This is a genomic window from Bacillus smithii, from assembly GCF_001050115.1.
GTDB lineage: Bacteria > Bacillota > Bacilli > Bacillales > DSM-4216 > Bacillus_O > Bacillus_O smithii.
Window position 1 is genome coordinate 839247 of sequence record NZ_CP012024.1, and the last position, 13666, is coordinate 852912.

Genomic DNA, 13666 nt, shown 5'->3' on the forward strand with positions numbered 1-13666 from the left:
GAGGGGTTGAAATGAAAAAGAAAATTGCGGTTCTGCCGGGTGATGGAATCGGCCGAGAAGTGGCAAAAGGAGCAGTCGAAGTGTTAAAAGCGGTTGGCGGTCGGTTTGGACATGAATTTGAAATGGAATTTGCCAACATCGGAGGGGCTGCAATTGATCAAGAACAAATACCTCTTTCGGAAAAAACGATTGATCTCTGTAAACAGAGTGATGCGGTATTGCTGGGAGCGGTGGGAGGTCCTAAATGGGACTCCCTCCCCAGCCATCTGCGACCGGAAAAAGGACTGTTAAAGATTCGGAAAGAACTTGGTCTATTTGCTAATTTACGCCCGGTAAAAGCCTTTCAAAGCCTTCTTTCTTCTTCTCCTCTGAAAAAGGAAATTGTTGAGGATGTCGATTTAATGATTGTCCGGGAACTGACAGGCGGATTGTATTTCGGAAAACCGAGCGAGCGGCGGGGAGAAAATCAAGAAGTGGCTGTTGATACTTTGCTTTATACAAAAGACGAAATAAAAAGAATTGTAGACAAAGCGTTTCAAATCGCTAAAGTAAGAAGGAAAAAAGTTGTATCCGTTGATAAAGCAAATGTGTTGGAATCAAGCCGAATGTGGAGGGAAGTAGTAGAAGAAACAGCTGTCCGCTATTCGGAGGTGGAATATGAACACATGTATGTTGATGCAGCCGCTATGAAGCTTATTCATAACCCGAAAGACTTCGATGTAGTGGTCACGGAAAATATGTTTGGAGATATTTTAAGCGATGAAGCGTCTATGATTACCGGCTCTTTAGGCATGCTGTCGTCGGCCAGTCTACGGGAAGACGGATTCGGGCTTTATGAACCGGTTCATGGATCAGCACCTGATATTGCAGGACAGGACAAAGCCAATCCGCTAGCGATGATTTTATCTACTGCTATGATGCTGAAATATACTTTTGGATTCAATCATGAAGCAGAAGCAATAGAACAAGCGGTGGACGATGTATTAAAGGATGGATATCGAACGTTTGATTTACGCCATACGGGAAGCCGTGTAGTGGGAACGGAAAAAATGATTGATCTGGTTGTGAAGCGAGTTCAAGAAGATCGTGCGATTGCTTCTACCATGGCTTAACAGATTATGAATCGATAGCAATTGTCCATGTACATTGAGACTGTGGAAAGAAGCGTTTATTTGACCTAGTTTCCATACCAATTCATAGAGGAGGGACAGCCATTGCAGCCGAAGACAATTATTGAAAAAATATGGGAACAGCATGTGGTGCATCGTGAGGAAGGAAAACCGGACTTATTATATATTGATTTGCACTTAGTACATGAAGTCACATCTCCTCAAGCTTTTGAAGGACTCCGCATGAAAAATCGAAAAGTGAGACGGCCCGATCTGACATACGCTACGATGGATCATAACGTTCCTACGATGAACAGACATATTGTAAACGATCCTATTTCAAAAACGCAGATGGAAAAATTATATGAAAACTGTAAGGAGTTTGGCATTGAATTGGCGGATATCAACCATCCGGATCAAGGAATAGTCCATGTGATCGGTCCTGAGCTTGGGTTGACGCAGCCGGGGAAAACCATCGTATGCGGTGACAGCCATACTTCTACTCATGGAGCATTTGGCGCTCTCGCATTTGGAATCGGGACAAGCGAGGTCGAACATGTATTGGCGACTCAAACTCTTTGGCAAGCAAAACCAAAGACGCTGCAAATCAAAGTGAACGGGAAACTGGGATTTGGCGTGACGGCCAAAGATTTGATTTTGGGCATCATATCCAAATTTGGAATTGATGCCGGAACCGGCTATATTATCGAGTATACGGGTGAAGCCATTCGCAAACTTTCCATGGAAGAACGGATGACTGTTTGCAATATGTCCATTGAAGCAGGAGCCCGTGCCGGTCTCGTTAGTCCGGATGAAGTGACATTTAATTATTTAAAAGGTAGAAAGTATGTTCCAAAAGGCGAGGAATTTGAAAAATTAGTGGAATATTGGAAGACATTGGCGACGGATGAAGGGGCTGTTTACGACAAAACGCTCGAAATTGATGCTTCAGAAATTGAACCACAAGTGACGTGGGGAACAAATCCTTCGATGGGTACAGGAATAAGTGGAATTGTTCCTTTTCCCGAAAAATTCGAAAGAGCACAAGACCGTGAAGCGGCGGCAAGAGCGATCGAATATATGGGCTTAAAGCCGGGAACGAGAATGGAAGACATTCCGATCGACTATGTTTTTATCGGATCGTGTACCAATTCCAGGCTGAGCGACTTGCGGTCAGCAGCAGAGGTTGTCAAAGGGCGGAAAGTCCATAATGGCGTGAAAGCGATAGTCGTACCTGGTTCTCAGACTGTCAAAAAAGCAGCTGAAGAAGAAGGGTTAGATCGAATTTTTACAGAAGCAGGATTTGAATGGCGTGAATCCGGATGCAGCATGTGTTTGGCGATGAATGAGGACATTGTTCCAGCAGGAAAGCGTTGTGCTTCCACTTCTAACCGAAATTTTGAAGGGCGCCAAGGAAATGGTTCTAGAACCCATCTGGTCAGCCCTCCTATGGCAGCGGCTGCAGCCATAGCGGGAAGATTTATGGATGTTCGCAAACTAACTGGAATTTATCAATAGGAGATGTAGCCATATGGAACCAATCAATAAGTATAATGGGATTGTTTGTCCTCTGAATAGAACGAATGTCGATACGGACCAAATTATACCGAAACAGTTTTTAAAGCGAATTGAGCGCAAAGGTTTTGGCCAGTTTTTATTTTATCATTGGCGTTTTGACGACGACGGCAATGTGAGGGAAGATTTTATTTTAAACGATCCTCAATATAAAGACGCCAGTATTTTAGTGGCAGGAGAAAACTTTGGCTGCGGCTCTTCCCGTGAACACGCTCCGTGGGCTTTAATGGATTATGGCTTTAAAATCATTATTGCCCCCAGCTTTGCTGATATTTTCTATAATAATTGTTTGAAGAACGGACTATTGCCGATAAAATTAACGGCAGAAGAGGTGTCTCTGCTGTTGGAAAAAGCATCAGAACCTGGCTACCGTCTCTTTGTGGATTTGAAAAACCAGCATGTGACGGATCGAAAAGGATTTTTGGCTACGTTTATGATGGATCCTTATTGGAAGGAAATGCTGTTAAACGGATGGGATGAAATTGCCGTCACTCTTAATTTAGAAGATGAAATTCGAGCTTATGAGGAGAGAAGGGATAAAACAGTACAGGCGAAATAGGCCTAATCTTCATCGAAGTGATGACTAGAAAAGCTGCCGGGGGTTGGCCCCGGCAGCTTTTTCGTGTGCGCCCGGCATGGGTGTAATCTATAGGGTGAAAGTCCCGAGCTGCGAAGGCAGAAGTAGCAGTTAGCTTAACGCAAGGGTGTCCGTGGTGACGCGGAATCTGAAGGAAGCTGGAGGCAAAACACCGGTCCGAGGAACACGAACCTCATATAAGGCTAGGTATGATTGAGTGAGTTTGCATAACAAAACAAAGCTCTTTCTGTCGAAGGTCATATCGAGTAAATGAGGCGGATAGATGGTGTGAAAGTGCATGTACTTACCCGGGGAGGTCTGGCGGATATGTGAAGTACTCTTCATAACCTACTTAGTGATAAGTAGCTGAACCGTCAGAAGTCAGCAGAGGTCATAGTATTAGTTGGTCTAGAACAACTAAGAAGGACCGAACAATTAAGAGAGAATAGCCCTTGGTATTCAGTGAGTCATGATGAACACAGAAAACGTAGTACCTCACTTGAGGGAGGAAGCGGTGAATCCCGTGGGAGACCTCTTGGAGGGTGGAGTGACCACTGGCATAAAGAGAACAGCTATTCACGGAAGTTATAAAGACTTGCGTCAATTATCTTAATTGAACCGCCGTATACGGAACCGTACGTACGGTGGTGTGAGAGGACGGGAGTTAATCGCTCCCTCCTACTCGATTCCATGAGAAAATAAGATTCTTTCTTAAATCATGATGAGCCTTTTTTCAATGGTTATCCTATTTGCATGTATAATAAATGGAACAAGGGCTCTTTTTATGTGAAAGAGCCGAATGCCAAACAGAAAGAAGGTTGCAAACGAATGAAATTGTTTTATGACATGATCCCTTATTCAAAGGAACGGTTTTTTCGGAAATTTTGCCAATTAGTAAAGGGAAAGTCGCATTATGCTTTGCTGGAAAGTGGACGATCCGGCCGATACAGCATCGCTGGAATTGAACCTTTTGCCGTGATTGAAGGGCAACAAAATGGGATTCAGGTGACAATGAATGGCCGCGATAAATGGATGGAAGGTCAACCGCTTCGAATGATTGAACAATGGCTGCGGCCTTATAAACTGGATCCGGCTCCGGGACTGCCTGAATTTCAAGGCGGATTAATAGGCTTTATAAGCTATGATTATGCCCGCCTTATTGAAAAATTGCCCCATTTAGCGCAAGATGATCTGGGCCTTCCGCTTCTATATTTTTATTTTTTTCGAGAATGGGTCGTTTTTGATCATGAAACGAATTGTCTGTGGGTGATGACATTAGCTGAATCTGAGGATAGTCGATATGGTTTGGATACGTGGAAGGAAATGTGGCAATCCGAACTGAAGGAAAGCGAAGAGATCGAATCTCCTGTTCCTGCTATTTCGGGAAAAGATCTTGAAGTGTCGCTGTCGGAAAAAGAATTTATTCATGCAGTGGAAAAAATTCAAGAATATATTGCCAGCGGGGATGTCTTTCAAGTCAATTTGTCCGTTCGCCAAGCGAAAACGCTGCATGTCCCGGCTCTTGAAGTGTACAAAACATTACGCAGCATCAATCCTTCTCCGTATATGGGATATATACACTCCAACGATTTTCAAATAGTATGCGGATCTCCGGAGTTGTTGGTGAAAAAGACCGGACAAAGGGTAAAAACGCGTCCGATTGCCGGCACCCGTTCTCGAGGAAAGAGCGAGGAGGAAGATCAGATTTTGGCGAATGAATTGCTCGGAAACGTGAAGGAACGAGCGGAACATGTCATGCTGGTGGACTTGGAACGAAACGATTTAGGACGGGTATGTCAGTACGGCACTGTTCGGGTCAATGAATTGATGACGATCGAAAAATATTCCCATGTCATGCATCTAGTATCTGAAGTCGAAGGGATATTGGCAGAAGAAAAAAATGCTTTTGACGTGATTGATGCCGTTTTTCCGGGAGGGACGATCACAGGTGCACCGAAAGTTCGGACGATGGAAATTATAGAAGAATTGGAGAATGTTCGCCGAGGAGTTTATACAGGATCGATCGGCTGGATCGGGTTGAATGGCGATATGGATCTTAATATTGTGATCCGGACAATGATTGCCAAAAATGGAAAAGCCTATGTGCAGGCTGGGGCAGGTATTGTTCTGGATTCCCGACCTCAATATGAATACAAAGAATCATTGAAAAAAGCGGCGGCACTATGGAAGGCAAAAGAAATGGCAGAAAAAAAGGAGGCGCTCACATGATTTTAATGATCGATAATTATGATTCCTTTACTTATAATCTCGTTCAATACATAGGGGAGTTAGGAGAAGAGATCATTGTAAAAAGAAACGATTGTCTCTCGATTCGCGATATAGAAAACCTTTCTCCTGATTTTTTAATGATTTCACCTGGGCCCTGCACGCCAAATGAAGCGGGGATAAGTTTGGAGGCTATCCGCTATTTTGCAGGCCGTATTCCCATTTTTGGAGTTTGTCTCGGCCATCAAGCGATAGCGCAGGCTTTTGGCGGAAACATTATTCGGGCCGAAAAACAAATGCACGGAAAAACATCTGCCATTTTTCACGACGGCCGCACCATCTTTCGCGATGTTCCTAATCCGTTTCGAGCCACTAGATACCATTCGCTTATAGTGGATAAAGACTCTCTTCCGCACTGTTTTGAAATCTCGGCTTGGACGGAGGAAGGGGAGATTATGGCGATACGTCATCGATCCTATTCCATAGAAGGTGTCCAATTTCATCCAGAATCGATTTTAACGGAATTCGGTAAGCAGCTTCTGTCCAATTTTTTCAATACTTATCGGAAGCAGGATGCGAACGGGGGACTGACAAGATGATCGTCTATCTCAATGGTCAGTTTATAGAAAAAGAAAAAGCGATGATCTCGCCGTTTGATCATGGATATTTATATGGTCTCGGCGTTTTTGAGACCATTCCTACATATTCTGGTCATCCTTTTCTTTTAGATGACCATCTTGAACGCCTTAATGAAGGATTAAAAGAATTGCGTATTCGTGCATCGATTACGAGGAAAAAAGCGTTGGACATTATTCAGGAACTTTGCCGACGCAATGGGCTGCCGGATTCGTCGGTGCGTTTGAATGTTTCGGCGGGACTCGGAGAGATGGGAATGCAAATCGAACCATATCATCGACCGACTATTTTCGTTTTCCAGCGGCCCTTCAAGCGTCTCCATGCCATGAAAGAAAAAGAAGCAGTCTTATTAACATTGCCGAGAAACACGCCGGAAACGGGAAAACGATTAAAATCTCACCACTTTCTGAATAATGTGGCCGCAAAATGGGAAATGGGAAGCAATGGAGAACAAGAAGGCATTTTTTTGACGAAAGAAGGGCATTTAGCGGAAGGCATTGTATCCAATTTTTTTTGGGTAAAAGAGGGAACGATTTTTACTCCTTGTTTACAAACAGGAATTTTAGATGGCGTCACGAGACGATTCATTATGAAATTGGCAGAGCGACTTCATATTCCGGTGCAAGAGGGATATTTTTTTCCAGAAGAATTGGATCATGCAGAAGAAATCTTTTTAACCAATTCCATTATTGAAATTGCTCCAGTTCGAAAAATGGGAGATCGCTTTTATCCGGGAATCCGAGGAAAATACGTGCGTACACTTTGGGAGGAATATCAGCGTTATTGCTCTTATTTATGGTCAGCAAAAGCATTGTCCGTTTAAGTAGTGAATAATCTTTTTCGACATTTGAACACAAGGCTAGGGGAAAGAAAGATCGGGCTTTGGAAGCTGTGTTTAAGAATAGCGTATCTTGAAAGATCTGATAGAAAATTTGCAATTGCATAAAGGGAGCCAAAAACAGAATTTGATGAAATTTTTTAAAACCAAAAAATTGACAGAATTCTTATGATATGACTATGATAAAAATGGTTTAACAGTTAAAAAGAACGGTCATGTTAGGAGGATGGGAAATGGAGTATCGTATTGAAAAGGACACCCTTGGCGAAGTGAAGGTTCCGAAAGACAAATATTGGGGTGCGCAAACAGAAAGAAGTCGAAATAACTTTAAAATTAGTATAGAAAAAATGCCTCTTGATCTCATTTATGCTTATGCTCATTTAAAGAAAGCAGCGGCTGTTGTGAATCATGAGTTAGGAAAATTAAGCGCTGCCAAAAAAGAAGCTATTGTGCAAGTATGCGATGAGATTTTAGAAGGAAAATGGGATGAACATTTTCCGTTGTCTGTTTGGCAAACAGGAAGCGGCACTCAGACGAACATGAATGTCAATGAAGTTATTTCTCATCGCGGGAATGAACTGTTGCATAATGAAGAAACGATTCATCCAAACGACGATGTCAACATGTCTCAAAGTTCAAATGACACATTTCCTACAGCTATGCATATTGCCGTGTACAATGCCTTTCAAAAACGGCTTGTCCCTGCGTTGCAGCAATTAAAGGCCACACTGAAAGACAAAGAAGTTCAATACATGAAATTGATTAAAATCGGAAGAACTCACTTACAGGATGCTACACCATTAACGCTTGGGCAAGAAATTTCAGGTTGGCGGACCATGTTGGAGCGGACGGAACAAATGCTGAAAGATTCCAGTGCCTACATTCTAAATCTGGCTATTGGGGGAACCGCAGTTGGAACAGGAATCAACGCAGACCCCACATTTGGCCCCAAAGTGGCAAAAGAACTGGAGAAACAGACAGGATATCCGTTCCGATCTTCTGATAATAAATTTCATGCTTTGACAAGCCATGATGAAATCGTTCACTTCCACGGTGCATTGAAAGCGTTGGCGGCGGATTTAATGAAGATCGCCAATGATATTCGGTGGCTTGCAAGCGGGCCGAGAAGCGGACTGGGAGAATTGACGATCCCGGCTAATGAACCGGGAAGTTCTATTATGCCAGGAAAGGTAAACCCTACTCAATGCGAAGCAATTACCATGATAGCGGCACAAGTTTTTGGCAATGATGCTACAATTGGATTTGCCGCCAGTCAGGGAAATTTTGAATTAAATGTCTTTAAACCGGTTATTATATATAATGTTCTCCAATCCATCCGCTTATTGGCAGACGGAATGGTTTCTTTTGAAGAGAAATGTGTCCGTGGTATAGAAGCCAATCAAGAAGTGATCGATAAATTAATGAATCAATCTTTAATGTTGGTCACGGCCTTAAACCCATATATCGGTTATGAAAAAGCAGCCGAAATTGCAAAATTGGCGTTTAAAGAGGGGACGACATTAAAAGAAGCCGCATTAAAAACTGGATATGTAACAGAAGAACAATTTGATGAATGGGTGGACCCATCCAGAATGATTCATTTGTAGGCGAAATCCTTAAGCTAGTTATGTTCTTTTTTTGAAAGAAGGTCTATGATTTAGTGAAAGGTTACTTAGTTGACTTTAATCGTTAATGGAAGAAGGAGAGGCATCAGAAAAGATGCCTCTCCACAGCCATATCCTATTCAGTTATTGTTGTTGACCTTGGTAACCGCTGATTTGTTGTTGAGCTAAAGAAACCAAACGTTTTGTAATTTCTCCCCCTACAGAACCGTTAGCGCGGGAAGTCGTATCTGCTCCAAGATTGACTCCAAATTCTTGAGCGATTTCGTATTTCATTTGGTCGATAGCTTGTTGAGCGCCTGCTACTACTAATTGGTTGCTGCTATTGCTTCTATTTGTTGCCATTTTAAGTTCATCTCCTTATTGTATTTTTTGGGTTAGGTTGGAATTGCACCAGACTAAAGGAATCAATTTTCCTTTTCCGCTTGGCTAACCCGAGATGTTGTGAATGAATGTTATGATTGGCTGGCTGTACTAGTATTATGTTTCGGTTTTTTTGTATTATTCGAAGATCGGCAAGGTAGTTATTTCCTTTTATAAAGGAGAAACCCGCTTCTTTATCAAAACGTGCCGACTCCTGAAACGAAGATCCCTCCTGCAATAGAGTTGCCGACGACTCGTCTATTGCGGCGGGATCTTCTTTGTTAAAATTATTGGTTCGGAGGATCTTCTTCTACGAATGGATGGGCTTCTTCGATATTCGCCCTATTTCCATGCAAATGAACCGATCCTCCGGAAAGCCCTTCATTTATCATGCGATCCACATCCAAAAATAATTCATCTTTTCCTTCAAAGTTGGTGTCCGGCAAAAAGGATGCTTCCTGTTTTTTTATTCCCATTTTCATCTCCTCCTTAGTTTTTATTTTGCCGAAGAAGGAGGAAGAGTATTCTTTTTGGCTGGACAAAACCTGTTTTTTCGGTATTGTTTCGCGATTGATCAGCTGTTGGCTGTAGTGATCTATAGATGCGCAGAAAACAGAAATAAGGCACTTTTCGACAGATAAAGTGCGTTAATAAATGGGAAAAGCGTTTTTTTTATTGAGGGGAAAACTCCAATCATCCTTTTGTGCCTTCAAAATTTGTTTTTTCGAAAAATAATTGCGTTAAATGTTCTAATCGTTTCTTTTCAATTTCAATTTCGTCAAAACTCATTGGCTTTGCATTGACTTCAAATAATACTAATTCTCCTGTCTTTTTCTTGCCGATATCCATTGAGAATTCCCCGAAAAAATCAAACTCTTTAGAAAGTTGATGGCCGCAGGCGTTGGCCAGATCTGAAATTTGTTTTTCCAATGCCGGGGAGGCAAGATGTTGAAAGGGTATTCGTTTTCCGCCGTTTGTCGTATGTGTGGTAATCTGCTGTTTGGTTGATACTCTGACTCCGATACCAGTAACGATGTAGTTTTTGTTTTGATAGTGAACAAGAACGCGAAAATCGTATTTATTTCCATTTATTTTTTCTGTTTCCACCGCTTCTTGAAGAATATATTGTCCTGTCCATTCCTCTTTTCTGTCAGCATAGCACGATTCAATGGAAGGATATTGACGTTTTTGATGTACATTTTGGCAAGTGACGGCTCCGTTTTCCTCAAATATTAACAAATCAATTCCATTTCCTTGAGAAAGGGATCGATGTTTTGCGTACAACCGTTTTTTTTCTGACAAAAAGGAATGAAACGAGTCCAAATTTTGAAAGGGACGGGTTTCTGGTAAATAGTCGGATAAAAATTTATCTTTCTTAAAGGCCTGGTATACTTCCCATTTATTAAGATAAGAAGGATTAAAAAAAGGAATGCCTTTATTTCCCAGAATGCGAACGAAATTTTGAAAGGAGCGACTTTTTTCTTTTGCTCTGCTCGGCATTCGATTGTAGACTAAATCGGGAAAGGGGAACCTGGCATCGAGCCAAGTTTCTGATTCTATGTGATAAATGGAGCCGTCGATAAAATCGTCGTTAATTCCGTCAAGGCAAAAAATATAAGAAAGCCCCCCTTTTGCCTGCAGTGCCATTTGTATGTTTTTAAAAAGCGGAATGTTTCCATAATAAGAGTCGTCCGCTGCACAACCGGTTAAAATTCCAACCAATGGCCCGATTTTTCCTTTTTTTGGAGTAACGGTAAACTCTTTTTCCGTTTTATGGCCATTTTTAAGAGGATGCAACTCGTCGGAACCAAAAATAAAAAAGGTGTGATCGGAATTATTGTGGCACCATTTTTGATGATCGGCATCATAATAAATGTTCATAGGAAAGCTCCTCTTCATCCAAAATGGATTTTTCCATCAAGTAAACACTAAACAGTAAAGACATTTTGCGAGTTAATTGCTCGAATTTTTTTAAATCTGGATGAATAAAAATGGATCTTCCAGGTTTGGAATTGGCTTCAAAAAACCATACTCGTCCTTCTCGATCAATTCCAAAGTCGAATCCGATTTCGGCTACGATTCCGTCTATTTGAGTGTCCACCGCTTGAGAAAGCGTTAGGGCGGCCTGTTCTAATTTTGACTGGTAAGTTTCCAATAAAGCTGGTTCCGGAAAAATTTCTTCTAAGCTTTTTACTTCTCCGCCGTTTTTTAAATGGGTTGTCACGCTTCCTTTTCCGGCTACTTTGGCGGCCATTGCGGTCACTTTCCATTGTCCGTCCAAATCTTTATTGGTGTGGACGCGAAAATCAAGCGGTCTATTGTCATGGCGTAAAAGAGAAATTCCTTGCTGTAAAAGCATTTGCGGGAAAGTCCGTTTCGAAAAACGAGAAGAAACAAATTCATGCAAATTCTTGACTTTTAGCAAATGGTTGCCTTTTTGGTCATGAAAGCGGCAGTAATAAACTTGGTCCTTATCCTGTATAAATTGGTAGATCCCTTTTCCTGAACTGCCGTTCATTGGCTTCAAATAAATATTTTTCCAACGATTTAGCATGGCTTTTAATTGGTCTATGGATGTGAAAACTTCTGTTTCCGGCAGATATGGATTGGCATCCTTATTTTGTTTCAAATATTCAAAAATTTCGTGTTTATTGAAGAACCCCGGGTTATACCAAGGAATTAAATAATCCTTTTGCAGTTTTTTCTTGGCTTTTCGGTAAGAAGGATTTTTTTCGCTTCTACGGTTCGGCAGCCGGTCATAGATGACGTTTGGAAAGGGAAATTGGTTGATCTTCCATTTATTTTCCGAAAAGTAATAGCCGGAAATGATCCCGCTGTCCCAGTCGATTTGCTGTTCCCCGAAAACATACGTAATCACACCCAAGGAGTCTTGCAAGGAGAGCAGTTTTGCAAAAAACTCTGTTCTCTTGCCTATTGGCCGAAGAGGGAAAGGGGTGAATCCAGATGAAAAAATGCCGATTAAAGGACCAATGATATACGTATCTCCGGATATAAATAAGTGACACGATTTTGCTTGAGATGGGACCAACAGTTTTTCTGCAAGAGCAGAACTAATGGATAGGATATTCCGTCTGTTCATATGGATGTTGGACAAATTTTCTTCTACTTTCGTACCAAAACAAATTCTGATTTTTTCAGACGGAGGTTTTTGCAAATCTTTTGGGAGATAAATAAATTCTTTCTCATCTTCTACGATTTCGAGACGATAGAATTTTTTCATTAGACCACCTCATGAAGAATTTTTCGTATAACGAACGAAAGTTTGCTTCAGTCATTTCATTCATCACGGTTCTGTTCATCAAATTCCATTCTTTTTCTCCACTTTTTTCCTGCAATGTAAAAAATAGCCATTGCGGACGGGCGAAAAGTGTTCGTATGAATGGCTTCTTTTTTGGACGGTTTTGAATTCACCTCAATGAGCCAAATTTTCCCCTTTTGATCGATTCCGATATCTACTCCCAATTCGAAAAAGTTTCCATCTGAACGCTGATGTACAGCTTGTGCCACCTTTACAGCAAGTTGTATCATCGTTTGATATATATGAAAAAAATCGGTCGGGAAAAATTTCTTTAAGATGGTTTTTGGTTTTTCCAAATGCCCTCCTTGAGAAATATTGGAAACAATTGCTTTGTTTTTCCCGGTTCGAGCGACAATGGATGTTACTTTCCAGCCATGATCGCCTTGCCAATGGCAAAGCAATCGAAAATCCAGCAAACAATCTTGTGGCGTAAGAAGGTCAATTTTTTTTTGAATGAGAAACGAAGAGGGGTCTAACGAGTGGAATAGTTTTGTTAGAAAAGGTTGGATTTCTATGGTTTCATCCATATCAAGCATTTCTCCGGTTGATCGGATGAACATTTTTCCATCTTTTTGTTCAGCATAAATAATGTCTTTACCTTGGCTTCCTGCGATCGGTTTTATATAAACCGGTGAATTTGCCAGCATTTGCAAAAGAGAATCTTTCGTTAAAAGTTTTGTTTCTGGTAGATAAGGACGGATATCGTCACTCTCTTGAAGAAACTCAAAAACTTTCCACTTATCCAAAAATGATTCGTTAAAAAAGCAAATGCAGTGCTTCTTTACTACTCTCTTAACGTTTCGAAACGCACGAGAAGATTCTTTTTTTCGCGAGTGTATCCGTTGTAGATGACATCCGGAATCGGAAGGGTTTCTTTTTTCCATTCATGTTCTTCTCGATAATAGCCTGTTTTCTTATAAAAGTCGTTCAAGTTGGCAACATACATAAAGCCGCCTTTTTTTCGGAATATTTGATCCACTTCTTTGCAAAACTCTTCAATAGAAGGAAATTGTATGTTTCCTTTTGAGCCTTTTATTTCCGTTAAGATGGCAATCACCGGACCTAAAAAAAGCGTGGCCGAATCCGCCGCATAGTAGCCTTGCCATTTTCGCTCTAAAAAGAATAAATTTCTTTTACCGTCGTTTTTCATTTGAAACCAACTCTCATTGGTCCGTTCCGCATCCTGTTTTTTAAGATCGAACTTCCAATGGCCTACACATAATTTCAATGGGTTTATGTTTAACGCTTCAGTTGGAAAAAACGAAATTTGGACGGATTTTTCATCTTGCCATTGTTCTATTTTTACATGTAAGTCGAAAAACATGAGCGATTCCCCGTTTGCACTTTTTCCGTGTGAAATTTTATAATGAAGCAATGGGCAATTGCTGATGTTTTCATCGT

The 13666-nt window shown here is 41.3% G+C and carries 13 protein-coding genes; 7 read left to right on the forward strand and 6 right to left on the reverse strand.

Translation table 11 applies throughout. The features are described from left to right. The first annotated feature begins 11 nt into the window (after positions 1-11). From leuB to fumC, 7 genes are all read left to right on the forward strand, one after another. Positions 12-1112 (forward strand): 3-isopropylmalate dehydrogenase, encoded by a 1101-nt coding sequence (leuB, locus tag BSM4216_RS03965; protein WP_048622813.1) that lies wholly within the window; start codon positions 12-14, stop codon positions 1110-1112. 102 nt (positions 1113-1214) lie between these two features. Next, positions 1215-2627 (forward strand): 3-isopropylmalate dehydratase large subunit, encoded by a 1413-nt coding sequence (gene leuC / locus BSM4216_RS03970; RefSeq protein ID WP_048622814.1) that lies wholly within the window; start codon positions 1215-1217, stop codon positions 2625-2627. A 13-nt stretch (positions 2628-2640) separates the two neighbouring features. Further along, a complete protein-coding gene (leuD, locus tag BSM4216_RS03975; protein ID WP_048622815.1) occupies positions 2641-3243 on the forward strand; it encodes a 3-isopropylmalate dehydratase small subunit in 603 nt (200 codons plus the stop codon). 846 nt (positions 3244-4089) lie between these two features. Beyond that, a complete protein-coding gene (locus BSM4216_RS03980) occupies positions 4090-5490 on the forward strand; it encodes an anthranilate synthase component I family protein (protein WP_048624386.1) in 1401 nt (466 codons plus the stop codon). Further along, positions 5487-6086: an aminodeoxychorismate/anthranilate synthase component II gene (pabA, locus tag BSM4216_RS03985; protein WP_048622816.1), complete on the forward strand. Its 600-nt coding sequence runs from the start codon at positions 5487-5489 to the stop codon at positions 6084-6086. The genes BSM4216_RS03980 and pabA overlap by 4 nt, the downstream gene beginning before the upstream one ends. Continuing rightward, positions 6083-6946, forward strand: a complete 864-nt coding sequence (pabC, locus tag BSM4216_RS03990) for an aminodeoxychorismate lyase (RefSeq protein WP_048622817.1) — start codon at positions 6083-6085, stop codon at positions 6944-6946. The genes pabA and pabC overlap by 4 nt, the downstream gene beginning before the upstream one ends. A gap of 248 nt (positions 6947-7194) precedes the next feature. Then, positions 7195-8568 carry a class II fumarate hydratase gene (gene fumC / locus BSM4216_RS03995; RefSeq protein ID WP_048622818.1) on the forward strand — a complete coding sequence of 458 codons (1374 nt, stop codon included), beginning with the start codon at positions 7195-7197 and terminating at the stop codon, positions 8566-8568. Positions 8569-8709: 141 nt separating this feature from the next. Here fumC and BSM4216_RS04000 read toward each other — a convergent pair whose 3' ends face one another. The 6 genes from BSM4216_RS04000 to BSM4216_RS04025 form a co-directional block, all read right to left on the reverse strand. Beyond that, the gene (locus tag BSM4216_RS04000) at positions 8710-8928 is read right to left on the reverse strand and encodes an alpha/beta-type small acid-soluble spore protein (protein WP_048622819.1); all 219 of its coding nucleotides are present in this window, start codon (positions 8926-8928) and stop codon (positions 8710-8712) included. Between the two features lie 305 nt (positions 8929-9233). Next, positions 9234-9422: a hypothetical protein gene (locus BSM4216_RS04005; protein WP_048622820.1), complete on the reverse strand. Its 189-nt coding sequence runs from the start codon at positions 9420-9422 to the stop codon at positions 9234-9236. 217 nt (positions 9423-9639) lie between these two features. After that, positions 9640-10827, reverse strand: a complete 1188-nt coding sequence (locus BSM4216_RS04010) for a YheC/YheD family endospore coat-associated protein (protein WP_048622821.1) — start codon at positions 10825-10827, stop codon at positions 9640-9642. Then, the gene (locus tag BSM4216_RS04015; RefSeq protein ID WP_048622822.1) at positions 10811-12187 is read right to left on the reverse strand and encodes a YheC/YheD family endospore coat-associated protein; all 1377 of its coding nucleotides are present in this window, start codon (positions 12185-12187) and stop codon (positions 10811-10813) included. The genes BSM4216_RS04010 and BSM4216_RS04015 overlap by 17 nt, the downstream gene beginning before the upstream one ends. 56 nt (positions 12188-12243) lie before the next feature. Then, positions 12244-13149, reverse strand: coding sequence for a YheC/YheD family protein (locus tag BSM4216_RS04020; RefSeq protein WP_082142246.1), 906 nt, complete (start codon positions 13147-13149; stop codon positions 12244-12246). Continuing rightward, positions 13050-13589: a hypothetical protein gene (locus tag BSM4216_RS04025; RefSeq protein ID WP_048622824.1), complete on the reverse strand. Its 540-nt coding sequence runs from the start codon at positions 13587-13589 to the stop codon at positions 13050-13052. Before BSM4216_RS04025 ends, BSM4216_RS04020 begins: the two co-directional genes overlap by 100 nt. Positions 13590-13666 lie beyond the last annotated feature (77 nt).

What these genes read in the sequence shown, in the direction of transcription:
- leuB (WP_048622813.1), top strand. Translation starts at nt 12, where the DNA reads ATGAAAAAGAAAATTGCGGTTCTGCCGGGTGATGGAATCGGCCGAGAA.
- leuD (WP_048622815.1), top strand. Translation starts at nt 2,641, where the DNA reads ATGGAACCAATCAATAAGTATAATGGGATTGTTTGTCCTCTGAATAGA.
- BSM4216_RS03980 (WP_048624386.1), top strand. Translation starts at nt 4,090, where the DNA reads ATGAAATTGTTTTATGACATGATCCCTTATTCAAAGGAACGGTTTTTT.
- pabA (WP_048622816.1), top strand. Translation starts at nt 5,487, where the DNA reads ATGATTTTAATGATCGATAATTATGATTCCTTTACTTATAATCTCGTT.
- pabC (WP_048622817.1), top strand. Translation starts at nt 6,083, where the DNA reads ATGATCGTCTATCTCAATGGTCAGTTTATAGAAAAAGAAAAAGCGATG.
- fumC (WP_048622818.1), top strand. Translation starts at nt 7,195, where the DNA reads ATGGAGTATCGTATTGAAAAGGACACCCTTGGCGAAGTGAAGGTTCCG.
- BSM4216_RS04000 (WP_048622819.1), bottom strand. Translation starts at nt 8,928, where the DNA reads ATGGCAACAAATAGAAGCAATAGCAGCAACCAATTAGTAGTAGCAGGC.
- BSM4216_RS04005 (WP_048622820.1), bottom strand. Translation starts at nt 9,422, where the DNA reads ATGGGAATAAAAAAACAGGAAGCATCCTTTTTGCCGGACACCAACTTT.
- BSM4216_RS04010 (WP_048622821.1), bottom strand. Translation starts at nt 10,827, where the DNA reads ATGAACATTTATTATGATGCCGATCATCAAAAATGGTGCCACAATAAT.
- BSM4216_RS04015 (WP_048622822.1), bottom strand. Translation starts at nt 12,187, where the DNA reads ATGAAAAAATTCTATCGTCTCGAAATCGTAGAAGATGAGAAAGAATTT.
- BSM4216_RS04020 (WP_082142246.1), bottom strand. Translation starts at nt 13,149, where the DNA reads ATGGAAAAAAGAAACCCTTCCGATTCCGGATGTCATCTACAACGGATA.
- BSM4216_RS04025 (WP_048622824.1), bottom strand. Translation starts at nt 13,589, where the DNA reads ATGTTTTTCGACTTACATGTAAAAATAGAACAATGGCAAGATGAAAAA.